The organism is Aquamicrobium defluvii (assembly GCF_004363725.1).
GTDB classification, from domain to species: domain Bacteria; phylum Pseudomonadota; class Alphaproteobacteria; order Rhizobiales; family Rhizobiaceae; genus Mesorhizobium; species Mesorhizobium defluvii.
The window spans coordinates 25,526-38,430 of record NZ_SNZF01000002.1 but is presented as its reverse complement, the minus strand read 5'-3'; the positions used below and the strand labels follow the sequence as shown (position 1 = coordinate 38,430).

Annotated in this window: 14 protein-coding genes and 1 other RNA gene; 9 read left to right on the top strand and 6 right to left on the bottom strand. The window is 65.4% G+C overall.

The annotated features are described in order from the left end of the window. Positions 1-45: 45 nt before the first annotated feature. Entirely contained in the window at positions 46-792 is a 747-nt protein-coding gene (locus tag DES43_RS01555; RefSeq protein WP_035026462.1) for a c-type cytochrome, read from the bottom strand. 196 nt (positions 793-988) lie between these two features. On the opposite strand from DES43_RS01555, the gene DES43_RS01550 reads away from it, so the two are divergent. Then, a complete protein-coding gene (locus tag DES43_RS01550; protein ID WP_035026464.1) occupies positions 989-1,717 on the top strand; it encodes a 3-deoxy-manno-octulosonate cytidylyltransferase in 729 nt (242 codons plus the stop codon). An 11-nt stretch (positions 1,718-1,728) separates the two neighbouring features. Then, positions 1,729-2,589 (top strand): prephenate dehydratase, encoded by an 861-nt coding sequence (locus DES43_RS01545; protein WP_035026466.1) that lies wholly within the window; start codon positions 1,729-1,731, stop codon positions 2,587-2,589. A gap of 8 nt (positions 2,590-2,597) precedes the next feature. Here DES43_RS01545 and DES43_RS01540 read toward each other — a convergent pair whose 3' ends face one another. From DES43_RS01540 to DES43_RS01530, 3 genes are read right to left on the bottom strand one after another with little or no spacing between them, the layout of a single operon-like run. After that, on the bottom strand, positions 2,598-3,479 hold the full coding sequence (locus DES43_RS01540; RefSeq protein ID WP_035026468.1) for a bifunctional helix-turn-helix transcriptional regulator/GNAT family N-acetyltransferase: 882 nt from the start codon (positions 3,477-3,479) through the stop codon (positions 2,598-2,600). A 52-nt stretch (positions 3,480-3,531) separates the two neighbouring features. Next, positions 3,532-4,494, bottom strand: coding sequence for an NAD(+) diphosphatase (gene nudC / locus DES43_RS01535; RefSeq protein ID WP_035026469.1), 963 nt, complete (start codon positions 4,492-4,494; stop codon positions 3,532-3,534). Between the two features lie 35 nt (positions 4,495-4,529). Continuing rightward, a complete protein-coding gene (locus tag DES43_RS01530) occupies positions 4,530-4,949 on the bottom strand; it encodes an HIT domain-containing protein (RefSeq protein ID WP_035026471.1) in 420 nt (139 codons plus the stop codon). Positions 4,950-5,214: 265 nt separating this feature from the next. On the opposite strand from DES43_RS01530, the gene ffs reads away from it, so the two are divergent. The 6 genes from ffs (at position 5,215) to DES43_RS01500 (ending at position 10,539) form a co-directional block, all read left to right on the top strand. Further along, positions 5,215-5,311: signal recognition particle sRNA small type (gene ffs / locus DES43_RS01525), an RNA gene on the top strand. A gap of 154 nt (positions 5,312-5,465) precedes the next feature. After that, positions 5,466-7,295, top strand: coding sequence for a DNA polymerase III subunit gamma/tau (locus tag DES43_RS01520; RefSeq protein WP_035026474.1), 1,830 nt, complete (start codon positions 5,466-5,468; stop codon positions 7,293-7,295). 62 nt (positions 7,296-7,357) lie between these two features. Further along, entirely contained in the window at positions 7,358-7,681 is a 324-nt protein-coding gene (locus tag DES43_RS01515; protein ID WP_035026476.1) for a YbaB/EbfC family nucleoid-associated protein, read from the top strand. A gap of 138 nt (positions 7,682-7,819) precedes the next feature. Continuing rightward, entirely contained in the window at positions 7,820-8,620 is an 801-nt protein-coding gene (locus DES43_RS01510; protein WP_036993358.1) for a cell wall hydrolase, read from the top strand. Between the two features lie 59 nt (positions 8,621-8,679). After that, positions 8,680-9,285: a recombination mediator RecR gene (gene recR / locus DES43_RS01505; protein ID WP_035026478.1), complete on the top strand. Its 606-nt coding sequence runs from the start codon at positions 8,680-8,682 to the stop codon at positions 9,283-9,285. 15 nt (positions 9,286-9,300) lie between these two features. Further along, complete coding sequence (locus tag DES43_RS01500; RefSeq protein WP_035026479.1) at positions 9,301-10,539, top strand: lytic murein transglycosylase; 1,239 nt, start codon at positions 9,301-9,303, stop codon at positions 10,537-10,539. A 24-nt stretch (positions 10,540-10,563) separates the two neighbouring features. On the opposite strand, the gene DES43_RS01495 is transcribed toward DES43_RS01500, so the two are convergent. After that, a complete protein-coding gene (locus tag DES43_RS01495; protein WP_035026481.1) occupies positions 10,564-11,565 on the bottom strand; it encodes an LLM class flavin-dependent oxidoreductase in 1,002 nt (333 codons plus the stop codon). 185 nt (positions 11,566-11,750) lie between these two features. On the opposite strand from DES43_RS01495, the gene DES43_RS01490 reads away from it, so the two are divergent. After that, complete coding sequence (locus DES43_RS01490; protein WP_035026483.1) at positions 11,751-12,146, top strand: DUF6481 family protein; 396 nt, start codon at positions 11,751-11,753, stop codon at positions 12,144-12,146. 274 nt (positions 12,147-12,420) lie between these two features. Here the strand turns inward: DES43_RS01490 and sugE are convergent, their stop codons facing one another. Further along, entirely contained in the window at positions 12,421-12,735 is a 315-nt protein-coding gene (gene sugE, locus DES43_RS01485) for a quaternary ammonium compound efflux SMR transporter SugE (RefSeq protein WP_035026585.1), read from the bottom strand. Between the last annotated feature and the right edge of the window lie 170 nt (positions 12,736-12,905).

The following is a 12,905-nucleotide window of genomic DNA, read 5'->3' as shown; positions in this document are numbered from 1 at the left end:
CGGGCAGAACCCGGCTTTTTCAAGGATAGGCAGATTACGATTTCGTTATTCGGCCGGCTGGCCTTCCGGCGCGGCTTCACCTGCGGCGGGGGCTTGATCAGCCGGAGCCTGTTCGGCAGGTGCCGCTTCGGCCGGAGCCTGTTCTGCGGGCGCTGCCTCGGCCGGAGCGGCTCCTTCGGCGGGCGCGGCTCCTTCGGCGGGCGCGGCTTCGGTGGCTTCGCCCTCGGGGGCGGCGGCGCCGGCTTCCGGCAGCGGAACTGGACTGTCGGCCTGTTCGCGCATGTAGGCGATCAGGTTGGCGCGCTCGTCGTCCTTCTTGAGGCCGGCGAAGCCCATCGCCGTTCCCTTCACGAAGCCCTTGGGCGAGGTCAGGAAGTGGTTGAGGTTGTCGAAGGTCCACTTCTCGGAGCCGCCATTGGCGAACTCCTTCATGGCGCCCGAATAGGCGAAGCCCTCATGCGAGGCGACGGGGCGGTCGACGATGGACCACAGGTCCGGACCGACCTTGTTGGGGCCGCCCTTCTCGATCGAGTGGCAGGCCGCGCACTTCTTGAACACCGCCTCGCCGGCCTTGGCGTCGGCGCTGGCCAGCAGGTCGGCGATCGGGGTCGCCTCGGCCGCGCCTCCGGCAGCGGCGCCTCCGGCATCGCCTTCAGCGGCTTCGATGACGAAGCCGGGCTTTTCGGGAGCGTGCGTGGCAAAAAGCGAATTGGAAACGATACCGACCGAGAAAATGACAAAAACAGTACCGAGCAGACCGCCCAGGACCTTGTTGACCTCGAATGAATCCATACGCCCCAGGCTCCCTTTTCCGGCGGACCTTCCCGTCCTCCGTCCGTCGGTAACATCCATGCTGCCCCGAAAAACGCAGGGCGGCCAAATCGCGCGGAAACTAGGTCTTTTGCTCGGCTCTTGCAACACCTATAAGAGCGCTTCCAGTGAGACCTTTTGACACTTTTCAGCAGCCTTTTCACTTCGCTCGGTCCCCATGTCCACACTCGTTCTCATCCCGGCCCGCATGGCCTCCACCCGGTTGCCGGGCAAACCCCTGGCCGACATAGCCGGCATGCCGATGATCGTGCATGTGGCGCGCCGCGCCGCCGAAACCGGGCTCGGACGCGTCGTCGTCGCCACGGACACGGACGAAATCGCGCAGGCCGTCGAAGCCCACGGTTTCGAGGCGGTGATGACGCGGGCCGATCATGAAACGGGCTCGGATCGCATATTCGAGGCGCTGACGACGCTGGACCCGCAGGGAAAGGTGGAGATCATCGTCAACATACAGGGCGACCTGCCGACGCTCGATCCCGGCATCGCCGCCGCCGCGCTGCGTCCGTTCGGGGACAGGCAGGTGGACATCGCCACGCTCGGCGTGGAGATCGTGCGCGAGGAGGAAAAGACCAATCCCGCCGTGGTCAAGATCGTCGGTTCCCCGCTTTCGCCGTCCCGCATGCGGGCGCTCTATTTCACCCGTTCCACGGCGCCGTGGGGCGAGGGCCCGCTCTATCATCATGTCGGACTCTACGCCTATCGCCGCGCCGCTCTGGAGCGCTTCGTGGCGCTTGCGCCCTCGGCGCTGGAAAGGCGCGAGAAGCTCGAGCAGTTGCGGGCGCTGGAAGCCGGCATGCGCATCGACGTGGAAATCGTCGATGCGGTGCCGCTGGGCGTGGACACGCCCGAAGACCTCGAACGCGCCAGAACCATTCTCTCAAATTGACAGGGTCCACAATGCCGGAAAAGACCAACAGAATTGCCTTCCAGGGCGAGCCGGGCGCCAATTCGGACACTGCCTGCCGCAACGTCTATCCGGCCATGGAGCCGCTGCCGTGCCCGACCTTCGAGGATGCCTTCAACGCGGTGGAAACCGGCAAGGCCGATCTTGCCATGATCCCGATCGAGAACACCATCGCCGGGCGGGTGGCCGACATCCACCATCTGCTGCCCGAATCGAAGCTGCATATCGTGGGCGAATATTTCCTGCCGATCCATTTCCAGCTCATGGTGCTGCCGGGCGTGCAGCGCAATGAGATCAGGACCGTGCACAGCCATATCCATGCGCTTGGCCAGTGCCGCAAATACACCCGCAGGAATGGCTGGAAGCCGATGGTTGCCGGCGATACGGCCGGCGCCGCCAGGCTGGTGGCAGAAACGCAGGACCGCACCATGGCAGCGCTCGCCCCGCGTCTCGCGGCCGATCTCTATGGTCTCGACATCATCGAGGAGAATGTCGAGGACACGGAAAACAACATCACCCGTTTCGTCGTGCTTTCGAAGACGAAGCAATGGGCCGAACGCCGCAACGGCGTGCCGATGGTCACGACCTTCGTGTTCCGCGTGCGCAACGTGCCGGCCGCGCTCTACAAGGCCATGGGCGGCTTCGCCACCAACGGCGTCAACATGACCAAGCTGGAAAGCTATCAGCTCGGCGCCTTCACGGCCACGCAGTTCTACGCCGACGTGGAAGGCCATCCCGACGACCGGAGCCTGGCAAATGCGCTGGAAGAACTGCGTTTCTTCTCAAAGGAAGTGCGCATTCTGGGCGTCTATCCGGCGAATGAGTTCCGGGCCACGCAAAACCCGGAAGGCTGAACGGCGCGCTACAGCCGCTTCGAATACCAGCGGTCGGCATAGGGGTTGTCGTTGAATCGGGCGACCTCTTCATAGCCTTGCCGCTCATAGAGGGACTGAGCTTCCGTGAGCGCGCGGTTGGTGTCGAGGCACACCGTGCGCGCGCCCAGATCGCGGGCGATCTCCTCAAGGCGGTGCAGCATCCGCATGGCAAGGCCCATGCCGCGCGCCTGCGGCGAGACCCACATGCGCTTGATTTCCGCCGTCCGGGCATCGAGCAGCCGGACCGCGCCGCAGCCGACCGGGTTTCCGTCCAGACGGGCGAGCAGGAAAGCGCCGTGCGGGCGGGTGAATTCGTCGCCGCTCGCCGTGCTGCCCTTTGCCGTGTCGAAGCCGTCCGTGAACCGCGACGCCACCTCGGCCACATAGAGGCCGAGGCATTGACGTGCGTCGGCGCTGTCGGGGTCTTCCTCTTCGATCGCCACCGCAGCGGCGGCCATCAGGCGCTCGACCTCGGCCATGGCCGCGACAAGCCGGTCCCGCGCAGCCGGTGACAGCGGCTTCAGCAGCGACTGCGCCTGATCGTCCGAAAGCGCATCATAGGCGGCGAGTTCCGCGAGCCCGCTTTCCGTCAGCGTGGCGTATCGCGCGCGGGCGTCGTCGTCCTGCGCCCCGACCGACACCAGACCCTGTGCCTCAAGCGAGCGCAGCATACGGCTGAGGTAACCGGAATCGAGCCCAAGCCGCTGGCGGAGCGCGCCAAGCGCGGCGCCTTGCCGTCCGATCTCGAACAGGAGCCGGGCTTCGCCGAGCGGCCTGCCGCGGCTGAGATAACTTTCCTCCAGCGCGCCGACCCGGCGGGTCACGGCGCGGTTGAAGCTGCGAATTCTGGCGATCTTGCTGTTTTCCATTGCCTGACCTTAGTCAGGAAACTGGAGATTCGCAATAATTATCTGACATCGGTCAGCTTGTTTGCACGGCCTGTTCCGGCTGCTCCGCCCATGCCCGGATGAGGTGATGGGCGATGGCTCCCGACGGGGGAACGACAAGCTGCTGCGGATGGGTGCGTTCCAGCATCGCCCGCACCTCGTTGCGGGTAAACCAGCGGCAATCCTCCAGTTCGTCGATGTCGGCGCGGATGTCCTCGTTGAGGGGTTCGCCATAGCAGCCGATCATCAGCGAATGCGGAAACGGCCATGGCTGGCTGGCGTGATAGACGACGCGGCCAAGACGGATGCCGGCCTCCTCGAAGGTTTCGCGCCGCACCGCATCCTCGATGGTCTCGCCCGGCTCGATGAAGCCGGCCAGCGCCGAATACATGCCCGGCGCGAAATGACGTCCACGCCCCATCAGGCACTTTTGTGGCGTGACGGTGAGCATGATCGCCACCGGGTCGGTGCGCGGAAAATGGTCGGTTCCGCAGGCCGGGCAATTGCGGCGGTAGCCGCCGGCGCGCATTTCCGTCTTCTGGCCGCAGCGTCCGCAGAAGGCATGCGTGTGGTTCCATGTCAGCAGGGACGATGCTTGGGCGAGGGCGCCCAGCTCCGTCTCGCCGATCAGCCCCTGGACATAGACGGTGCGGTGCTCCAGCATCTCCAGCCCCTCGCGCGGCTGCTCGGGATCGAGCTTTGCATGAAGGGCCAGCGCCGGGCCATGGCTGGCAAGGCCCAGCAGGATCGAGGAGGCGGGATCGAAGCCGGACTGCCCGCATTCGGCCGCCGTGAACCACGGATTGAACCCTTCGCCATCGGGCCTGAGCAGGATGCGCCCGCTGCCCAGCACCATGATGCGCGCGGCAGCGTCTTTCAGAGCCCTGATCACGCAGTCGTCGGGACGTCGTTCGGACTGGCGCTCGATACGGTTGCCGGCGAAACCGACGAACTGGCTGGGCTCGTGCAGGGGCGCATCGAAGAAGGGGAAGCTCATCGGCTGGCTTTTCCGGAAATCTGGCTGGCTGGCGCTTATAGCGCTGCCTTCACCGTTTCGGCAAACCGGCGCAGCTCTTCGGCCTGATAGGGCTCGCGCACACCGTGACCCCAGACGGGGCCGGGCCATGCGGCGTCGTCCTCCCTGCGGGCGACGACATGGACATGGAGCTGGCGCACGATGTTGCCAAGCGCGGCCGTGTTGATCTTGGTGCAGTCGGTGACGCGCTTCAGCGCCTGCGCCACCATGTTGGTCTCGAAGGTGAGCATGGCCTGATCGAGGGGGGCCATATCGTGGATTTCCTCGGCGCCGGGCCGTTGCGGCACGAGGATGAGCCAAGGCCAGCGGCGATCGTTCATGACCCGCAATTCGCACAGGCCAAGCCACATCAGCGGCTCGCTGTCCGTTTCCAGGCGTGCGTCGAGCGAAAAACCAGCCTTGAGCCCGCGCAGCATTTGCGTTCTCCCGCAGCCGGCATTGCCGGCGTTATTGACCCATAGCCGGCATTGCCGGCGTATTGACCCACAGCCGGCACCGCCGGCGTTATTGAATTGTCAGGGCCGGCGTCCGCGCATTCATCGACAATCAGCGGCATCGTCGCCCGTCCATCCGAAACGGTATTGCGAGCTTGCCCGCGCTGCAAGCGATTCCGGTTCGCAGCCGGCAACGATTTTGTTCTCGCCCTTGCATTTCGTAATCGAATTGCCGATATGGAAACCGGGAGGTTGGTGGTGGACGGTCCACTCGCCAACCGGGTCAGGTCCGGAAGGAAGCAGCCCTAACGAGCCCGGAACGGGTCATTGTTCCAGCCTCCCGCCTTTACTTTCGCCAGCTCCGCGATGATGACGGCGCATGCTCATTGACCGGGCCGAGGGGGACTGTGTCGGCGGGGCGTGCGGGCGAAATTGGCTTTCGCAGACGGCCGCTTCCGGTCGCGGTCCCTTGGTGCTTGCTTGGAGCAGAGCCGATCGATGAACGACGCCGGAACCAGCGACGCAGGCGTTTCCGCAGCCGGCAAGGCGTCCGGCGCCTATCGGGTTCTCGCCCGTAAATACCGGCCCTCCGATTTTTCCCAGCTCATCGGCCAGGAGCCGATGGTGCGCACCCTGACCAACGCCTTCTCGTCCGGGCGCATCGCGCAGGCATGGATGCTGACCGGCGTGCGCGGCGTGGGCAAGACGACGACCGCGCGCATCCTCGCCCGCGCCCTCAACTACCGCACGCCCGGGATCGACAAGCCGTGGGTCGACCTGTCGGTGCCTGGGGAACATTGTCAGGCCATCATGGAAGGCCGCCATGTCGACGTGATCGAGATGGACGCCGCCTCCCACACCGGCATCGACGATATCCGCGACATCATCGACCGTGTGCGCTATGCGCCGGTGTCCGCGCGCTACAAGGTCTACATCATCGACGAGGTGCACATGCTCTCCACGCAGGCTTTCAACGGCCTGCTGAAGACGCTGGAAGAGCCGCCGCCGCATGTGAAGTTCATCTTCGCCACCACCGAGATCCGCAAGGTGCCGATCACGGTGCTGTCGCGCTGCCAGCGCTTCGACCTGAGGCGCATCGATGCCAGCGCGCTGGTGAGGCACCTTGGCGCGATCTCCGAAAAGGAAGGCATTTCCATCGATGACGAGGCGCTGGCCATGATCGCGCGCGCGGCCGAGGGTTCGGCGCGCGATTCGCTGTCGATCCTCGACCAGGCCATCGCCCATGGTGGCGGGGCTGTTACCGCCGAGGCGGTGCGCGCCATGCTGGGCCTTGCCGACCGCGGCCGCATCATCGACCTGTTCGAGCATCTGATGAGAGGCGATGTCGCCGCCGCGCTCGGCGAGTTCCGGGCGCAGTACGACACCGGCGCGGACCCGGCGGCGGTTCTTACCGACCTTGCCGAGTTCAATCATCTGGTCACCCGCCTGCGCTTCGTGCCGGACGCGGCCGAGGACGCATCGCTTTCCGAGGCAGAGCGCCGGCGCGGCGTCGAATTCGCCGCAGCCCTGTCGGTCAAGGTGCTGTCGCGCACCTGGCAGATGCTGCTGAAGGGCATACCCGAAGTGCAGAGCTCGAACCGTCCGGTCAGCGCGGCCGAGATGGTGCTGATCCGCATCGCCCACGCCGCCGACCTGCCGACGCTGGACGAGGCGCTGAAATCGCTGGACGGCCAGCCCGCGCCTGCGCCCCGCGCCCCGCAGCCGCGCCCCGCGCCGGCGGGCGCGCCAAGCGGCGGGCCGGCAGGCGCGATGGCGCAGCTGGCGATGCCCTCCGTCATGCCGTCGTCCTCGGGCGGCGCGCAGACCATGCGGGTGGTCGAGGCCGCGCCTGAGCCGGTTTCGTTCACGCCGCAGCCGGAACCGGAGCCCGAGCAGCCTCAGCAATCCATCAAATCTCTCAACGACATCGTTGCGCTGGCCGACAGCCATCGTGACGGGCTGTTCAAGGCATTGGTACGGCGCTGCGTGCGCCCGGTGCGCATCGAGCCCGGTCATGTCGAGGTCAGCCTGACCGAAGATGCCCCGCGCACCCTGCTCAACGACCTGACGGTCAAGCTCAAGCAGTGGACGGGGCGGCACTGGGTTGTATCCCTGTCGAAGGACGAAGGCGGCCAGACGCTTTCCGAGATGGAATCCGAACGCCGCGAGACCGCCCTGCTCGACGCCCGCAGCGATCCGGCCGTTGCGGCGGTACTGGAACGATTTCCAGGGGCGAGGATCATCGATGTGCGCATTCCCGACGCCTTGCAGGCGCAGGGCCCGGATGACGATACGCTGCCGGAACCTGAAACCGACGAAGACGACTGAACGCGGCCGGCCGGCATGCGTCGGCGGGCGCACCGGCAACAACCAAGCATGAGGATATCGCGATGAAAGATCTGCTCGGCCTGATGGGCAAAGCCAAGGAAATGCAGGCCAGGATGCAGGCCATGCAGGAGGAGATCGCGCAGCTCGAAGCCTCCGGTCAGGCCGGCGGCGGCATGGTTGCCGTCACGCTCACCGGCAAGTTCGAGATGAAGGCGCTGAAGATCGACCCGTCCCTGTTCAAGGAAGACGAGGTGGAGATTCTCGAGGATCTGATCCTTGCCGCGCACAACGACGCCAAGGCCAAGGTCGAGCAGGTGATGCAGGAAAAGACCAGGGCGCTGACTGCCGGCCTGCCGATCCCGCCCGGCATGAAGCTGCCGTTCTGATCTCTCGCGGCTGCCGGAGGAAGCGGGTTTCCTGCCCCGCAGCCGGCAAAATTACCCTTTTGCCATCATTTTGCCCGAAACTGTCTCATCTTGGCCACGATCCGGGGACGTGGCGGCGGCAGGAAGAGGGGACGGTTGTTGATCGTCATGCGATGGAAGACGCCCGCGTCGATGGGCGCCGCCGGATTTCTCATGCTGCTCGCCGGTTGCAGCCAGACCACGCAGAGCCTTGCCCTGCACGACAGGACGGAAACCTCGCCGTCCAGAACCTACAGCTATCGCTACACGCAAAACGATCGCGAATGCCTGCAGCGCGCGATCTTCTTTGAGGCCAACCGTTCCAGCCGCGAGGGCATGATCGGCGTCGGCACGGTGGTCATGAACCGGCTCAAATCGGGCAAGCATGGCGACACGATCTGTGAGGTTGTGGGCGCGCCCCGGCAGTTCGCTCCCGGCGTGCTCACCCGGCCGATGAATTCAAAAGCCCTGCCCGATGTGGCGGAAGCCGCCGATGCCGTGCTCAAGGGTGAACGTCACCCGAAGATGAAGGACGCCATGTTCTTCCACACGGCGGGCCTTAAATTCAAATACGACAACATGCACTATGTGGCGGTGGCGGGCGGCAACGCCTTCTACGAAAAGCGCGGCCGCAATTTCGAGCCGCTGCCGCCGGATTCCGAATTCCGTGTGGCGGCGGCCACGCCCGAAACCGCCAATCCGCCCTCCATCGCTGCGGCGAAGAAAGAGGAGCCGGCAGCGGCGACCGTGGCAGTCGCCTCGGCTGCGCCGGTACAGCCTTCGACGCCGGAAACGGATATGATCACCACCGCTTCGGTTCCTGAATCCGCGCAACCCGTCATGGCTTTCGAGCAGACGCCGCTGGACACCAGCGCCATCGGCTCCCTGATTGTCAGTCAGTCTCAGGCTGCGGGATACTGACGCGCCGCATCACCTTCGTGTGTCTCCCGTTTTGGGGAGACATGCTTTAAAACCCGGCTATGTCCAAGCGAATCGCCGGCCCCGAAATCGAACGCCTGATCCAGCTTCTGGCCAAGGTGCCGGGGCTTGGCCCGCGCTCTGCGCGCCGCGCCGCGCTCCATCTCATCAAGAAGAAGGAGCAGTTGCTTGGCCCGTTGACGGAAGCCATGGGCGAGGCTTTGGAAAAGGTGCGCGTCTGTTCCACCTGCGGCAATGTCGACACCTCCGATCCCTGCACCATCTGCAACGACCCCCGCCGCGATCCGTCGACCCTGATCGTGGTCGAGGACGTTTCGGATCTTTGGGCGCTGGAGCGGGCCTCGGCCATGAATGTGCGCTACCATGTGCTGGGCGGCACGTTGTCGCCGCTCGACGGCATCGGTCCCGATCAGCTCAACATCCGCTCGCTGGTCGATCGCGTCGCGGCCGGCGGGGTGAAGGAGGTGATCCTTGCCGTCAACGCCACGGTGGAGGGTCAGACCACCGCCCATTATCTCACCGACCAGCTCTCGGGCCTCGACGTGAAGGTGACGAGGCTTGCCCACGGCGTGCCGGTGGGCGGCGAGCTGGATTATCTCGATGAAGGCACGCTCACCGCCGCCTTGAAGTCGCGAACCGCATTCTGATCCGGGGGATTTTTCATGAGGCGTCGCATCATCTCCCTTTGTGCCGGTGTGCTTGCGGCGTTGCTGTGCGCGTCCACCGTTTCCGCCGCCCCCGTGGACGACCAGTTCCGCACGTGGCTGGCGAATGATCTGTGGCCCGAGGCGAGGGCAAAAGGCATTTCGAAGAAAACCTTCGACGCTGCATTCGCTGGCGTGAAGCCCAACCTCAAGCTGCCCGATCTCGTCATGCCGGGCCAGAAGCCGAAAACGCCGAAGACCCAGCATCAGGCCGAGTTCGGGGCACCCGGCGCCTATTTCGCCGAGAAGACGGTGGGCGGTGTCACGGCGGGCGGACGCGCCCGCGCCGCCACCCATGCCCGCACGCTGGCGGCGGTCGAGCAGCGCTTCGGCGTTCCGGGCCCTGTCGTGCTGGCGATCTGGGGCCGTGAGTCCGGCTTCGGGGCCGCGCGCATGCCCTACGACGCCTTCGAGGTGCTGGGCACCAAGGCGTTCATGGCCACCCGCAAGGACATGTTCCGCAAGGAGGTGCTGGCCGCTCTCGCCATGGTCGAGCGCGGCGCCGTCAGCCGCGGGGCGATGAAATCCTCATGGGCCGGCGCGCTCGGCCAGCCGCAGTTCCTGCCTTCGTCCTTCCTCGAACATGCGGTGGACATGGACGGCGACGGGCGCGCCGACATCTGGAACTCGGTGCCGGATACGCTCGGCTCCATCGCCAACTATCTCGTCCATCACGGCTGGCAAAAGGGCCGCGACTGGGGCTTCGAGGTGGTGGTGCCGGACGATGTGTCCTGTGCGCTGGAAGGGCCGGACATCGGCAGGCCGATCTCGCAATGGGCCGCGATGGGCATCCGGCGGGTGAGCGGCAAGCCGTTCCCGGCGCATGAGGCGAGGGCCGGGGGCTTCCTTTTGATGCCGGCCGGGCGCAACGGACCCGCCTTCATCGTCACGCCCAATTTCTACGTCCTCAAGGACTACAACATGAGCGACCTCTATGCCCTGTTCATCGGCCATGCTGCCGATCGGATCGCTTATGGCGACAAGGGCTTCGCCGGGCGCTGGGGCCCGGTGGACAAGCTCTACCGCTCCGACATCGCCGGCTTGCAGCGGGCGCTGGAGAACAGGGGCTACGATGTCGGCGGTGCCGACGGCCTGCCCGGCTTCAAGACGCGGCGTTCGATTGGCCACTGGCAGGCGAAGAACGGCCGCGCCGCCACCTGCTTCCCCGATGCCGGGCTGGTGCGCGCGCTGAAATAGCCGGCGGTCGCCTCAAGCAAGGCGCTAAGCGGCCTTTGCCAGTTCGCGATGCTGCTCAGCGAGAATCCCGAACGAGCGAACACGCGCCGCATGATCGAAAACCTGCGCCGTCACCATCAATTCGTCCGCCCCGGTGCGGCGGATGAAGGCATCGAGCCCGAGCCGCACCGTCTCCGGTGAGCCGACGATGGCGCAGGACAGGGCATGGCCGAGCATGGCGCGCTCCTGTGCCCCGAGCTGTTCGGCATAGTTTTCCACCGGGCGTGGCAGCTTGCCGGGGCGCCCGCTGCGCAGATTGACGAAAGCCTGTTGGAGCGATGAGAACAGGAACCGTGCTTCCTCATCGGTGGGAGCGGCGACGACATTGAGGCCGAGCATCACATGCGGCTTGTCGAGATGCGCCGAGGGCTCGAAGCGCGAGCGGTACAGTTCCAGCGCGCGCTCCATTTCGGCAGGCGCGAAATGCGAGGCGAAGGCATAGGGCAGGCCGAGCATCGCCGCGAGCTGCGCGCCATAGAGGCTGGAACCGAGAATCCAGACCGGCACCTTCTCGCCCTCGCCGGGAATGGCGCGCACGCGCTGGCCTTCCGCGGACGGCTGGAAATAGGCCATCAGTTCCACGACATCGCGCGGGAAATTGTCGACCGACGCGTCGAGATTGCGGCGCAGTGCCTGCGCTGTCAGCATGTCGGTGCCCGGCGCGCGGCCGAGGCCGAGATCGATGCGGCCCGGATGCAGCGCCGACAGCGTGCCGAACTGCTCGGCGATGATCAGCGGCGCATGGTTGGGCAGCATGATGCCGCCTGCCCCCACCCGGATCGTGCTCGTTCCGGCTGCGACATGGGCGATGACCACGGAAGTGGCGGCGCTGGCGATGCCCGGCATGTTGTGATGCTCGGCCAGCCAGTAGCGCCTGTAGCCGAGCCTTTCGGCGTGGCGGGCAAGGTCCAGCGTGTTGGCGAGCGATTGGGCGACCGTACCGCCTTCGGTGACGGGCGACAGGTCGAGAACGGAGAGTGAGGTCATTTCGGGTTTCCGTGTCAGGTCCCGCTGGATATAGGGAGCCGGCCTGTTCACCGCAAACGCCGCATGACCATGTGTCGTCGCAGTGCAACATGCCGGGATTTCATGGCAGACATGCCGTTTTGGTGCTTGAAGTCTGGCGTTGGACCCGTATGTAGGGCACGCGAACCGATTTCAGGGAAGTAAAGTTGGCTATCTACAGGGAAAAAGACATTTTTGAGCGGCGCAATGCCGCTAGTGATGCAAAAAAGGCTCTTCTCGAGCGTTTCAAGCAGCGTCCGGCGGAAGACGATCCGCGCGTTCTGGCCCGCAAGGCCGAGCGTGAGGCCATTCTGGCCGCCCGTGCCGAGCGCGAGGCCGAGAAGGCCCGTCTGAAGCAGGAAAAGCTGGCCCGTGAAGCGGCCGAGCGCGCCGAGGCGGAGCGTATCGCCGCCGAGCAGGCCCGCATCCGCGAAGCCGAGGAAGCCGAGCGTATTGCCGCCGAACTGGCTCTTGAGGCCGAACGCAAGGCCAAGCGCGATGCCCGCTATGCGGCCCGCAAGGCCCGCGGCGGCCGCCTGCCGCCGGGCTTCTCCGGCCGCTGACCGCGACAAAACTGGAATCTTGAAAGGCTGGCCCCGAACAGGGACCGGCCTTTAAGCGTGTCGCCTGAAAGTGGGACCGGTTTCGGGGCAACGACATGCGTAAAACAAGAACCCGAAGCGTAAGGAGCGAATCTGAAAGATCGCGACACGCTTCAGGTCTTTTTTGCCATGCACTATCGTTTTGCAGGCGCGGAAAAAAACCGGAACAGGCGGGCGGTTGCAGCAGGCCGCCTGATGGGACTGCCTGCTGCGCTTTGGCGCTTTGCGGTGCGGATCAGGTCGCCAGCTTGAGGCCGACGATGCCGCCCACGATCAGCGCGATGCAGGCAAGCCTTGCTGCCGTGGCCGGCTCGTTCAGCAGGAAAATGCCGAGCAGCGCCGTGCCCACGGTGCCGATGCCGGTCCAGACGGCGTAACCTGTGCCGACCGGCAGATGCTTGAGCGCAAGGCCGAGCAGCACCATGCTGATCACCATGGAAACAACGGTCAGCAGGGTTGGCAGCGGCCTCGTAAAGCCATCGGTGTATTTGAGGCCGATCGCCCAGCCCACCTCGAAAAGACCGGCGATGAAAAGCAGAAACCAGCTCATGGGACGCTCCGTCATAGGGCGGGTCGTCCCGACCGGAAACAGGGATTTCAGGTCCTTTCCCGGTTCTGAAACCATGGGGCCGTCCCCACGGTCCGTGACATAAGGCCGGGCCGCAAAGGGATCAAGGGTCGCCATTGCAACGCAGCAATGCGCGGGAGCGTCTGCGAAAT

Coding starts and splice junctions, on each gene's coding strand:
- nudC (WP_035026469.1), bottom strand. CDS start 4,494: ATGAGCTTCCCCTTCTTCGATGCGCCCCTGCACGAGCCCAGCCAGTTC.
- DES43_RS01515 (WP_035026476.1), top strand. CDS start 7,358: ATGAAAGATCTGCTCGGCCTGATGGGCAAAGCCAAGGAAATGCAGGCC.
- DES43_RS01500 (WP_035026479.1), top strand. CDS start 9,301: ATGAGGCGTCGCATCATCTCCCTTTGTGCCGGTGTGCTTGCGGCGTTG.
- DES43_RS01520 (WP_035026474.1), top strand. CDS start 5,466: ATGAACGACGCCGGAACCAGCGACGCAGGCGTTTCCGCAGCCGGCAAG.
- DES43_RS01550 (WP_035026464.1), top strand. CDS start 989: ATGTCCACACTCGTTCTCATCCCGGCCCGCATGGCCTCCACCCGGTTG.
- recR (WP_035026478.1), top strand. CDS start 8,680: ATGTCCAAGCGAATCGCCGGCCCCGAAATCGAACGCCTGATCCAGCTT.
- DES43_RS01530 (WP_035026471.1), bottom strand. CDS start 4,949: ATGCTGCGCGGGCTCAAGGCTGGTTTTTCGCTCGACGCACGCCTGGAA.
- DES43_RS01540 (WP_035026468.1), bottom strand. CDS start 3,479: ATGGAAAACAGCAAGATCGCCAGAATTCGCAGCTTCAACCGCGCCGTG.
- DES43_RS01495 (WP_035026481.1), bottom strand. CDS start 11,565: ATGACCTCACTCTCCGTTCTCGACCTGTCGCCCGTCACCGAAGGCGGT.
- DES43_RS01555 (WP_035026462.1), bottom strand. CDS start 792: ATGGATTCATTCGAGGTCAACAAGGTCCTGGGCGGTCTGCTCGGTACT.
- sugE (WP_035026585.1), bottom strand. CDS start 12,735: ATGAGCTGGTTTCTGCTTTTCATCGCCGGTCTTTTCGAGGTGGGCTGG.
- DES43_RS01545 (WP_035026466.1), top strand. CDS start 1,729: ATGCCGGAAAAGACCAACAGAATTGCCTTCCAGGGCGAGCCGGGCGCC.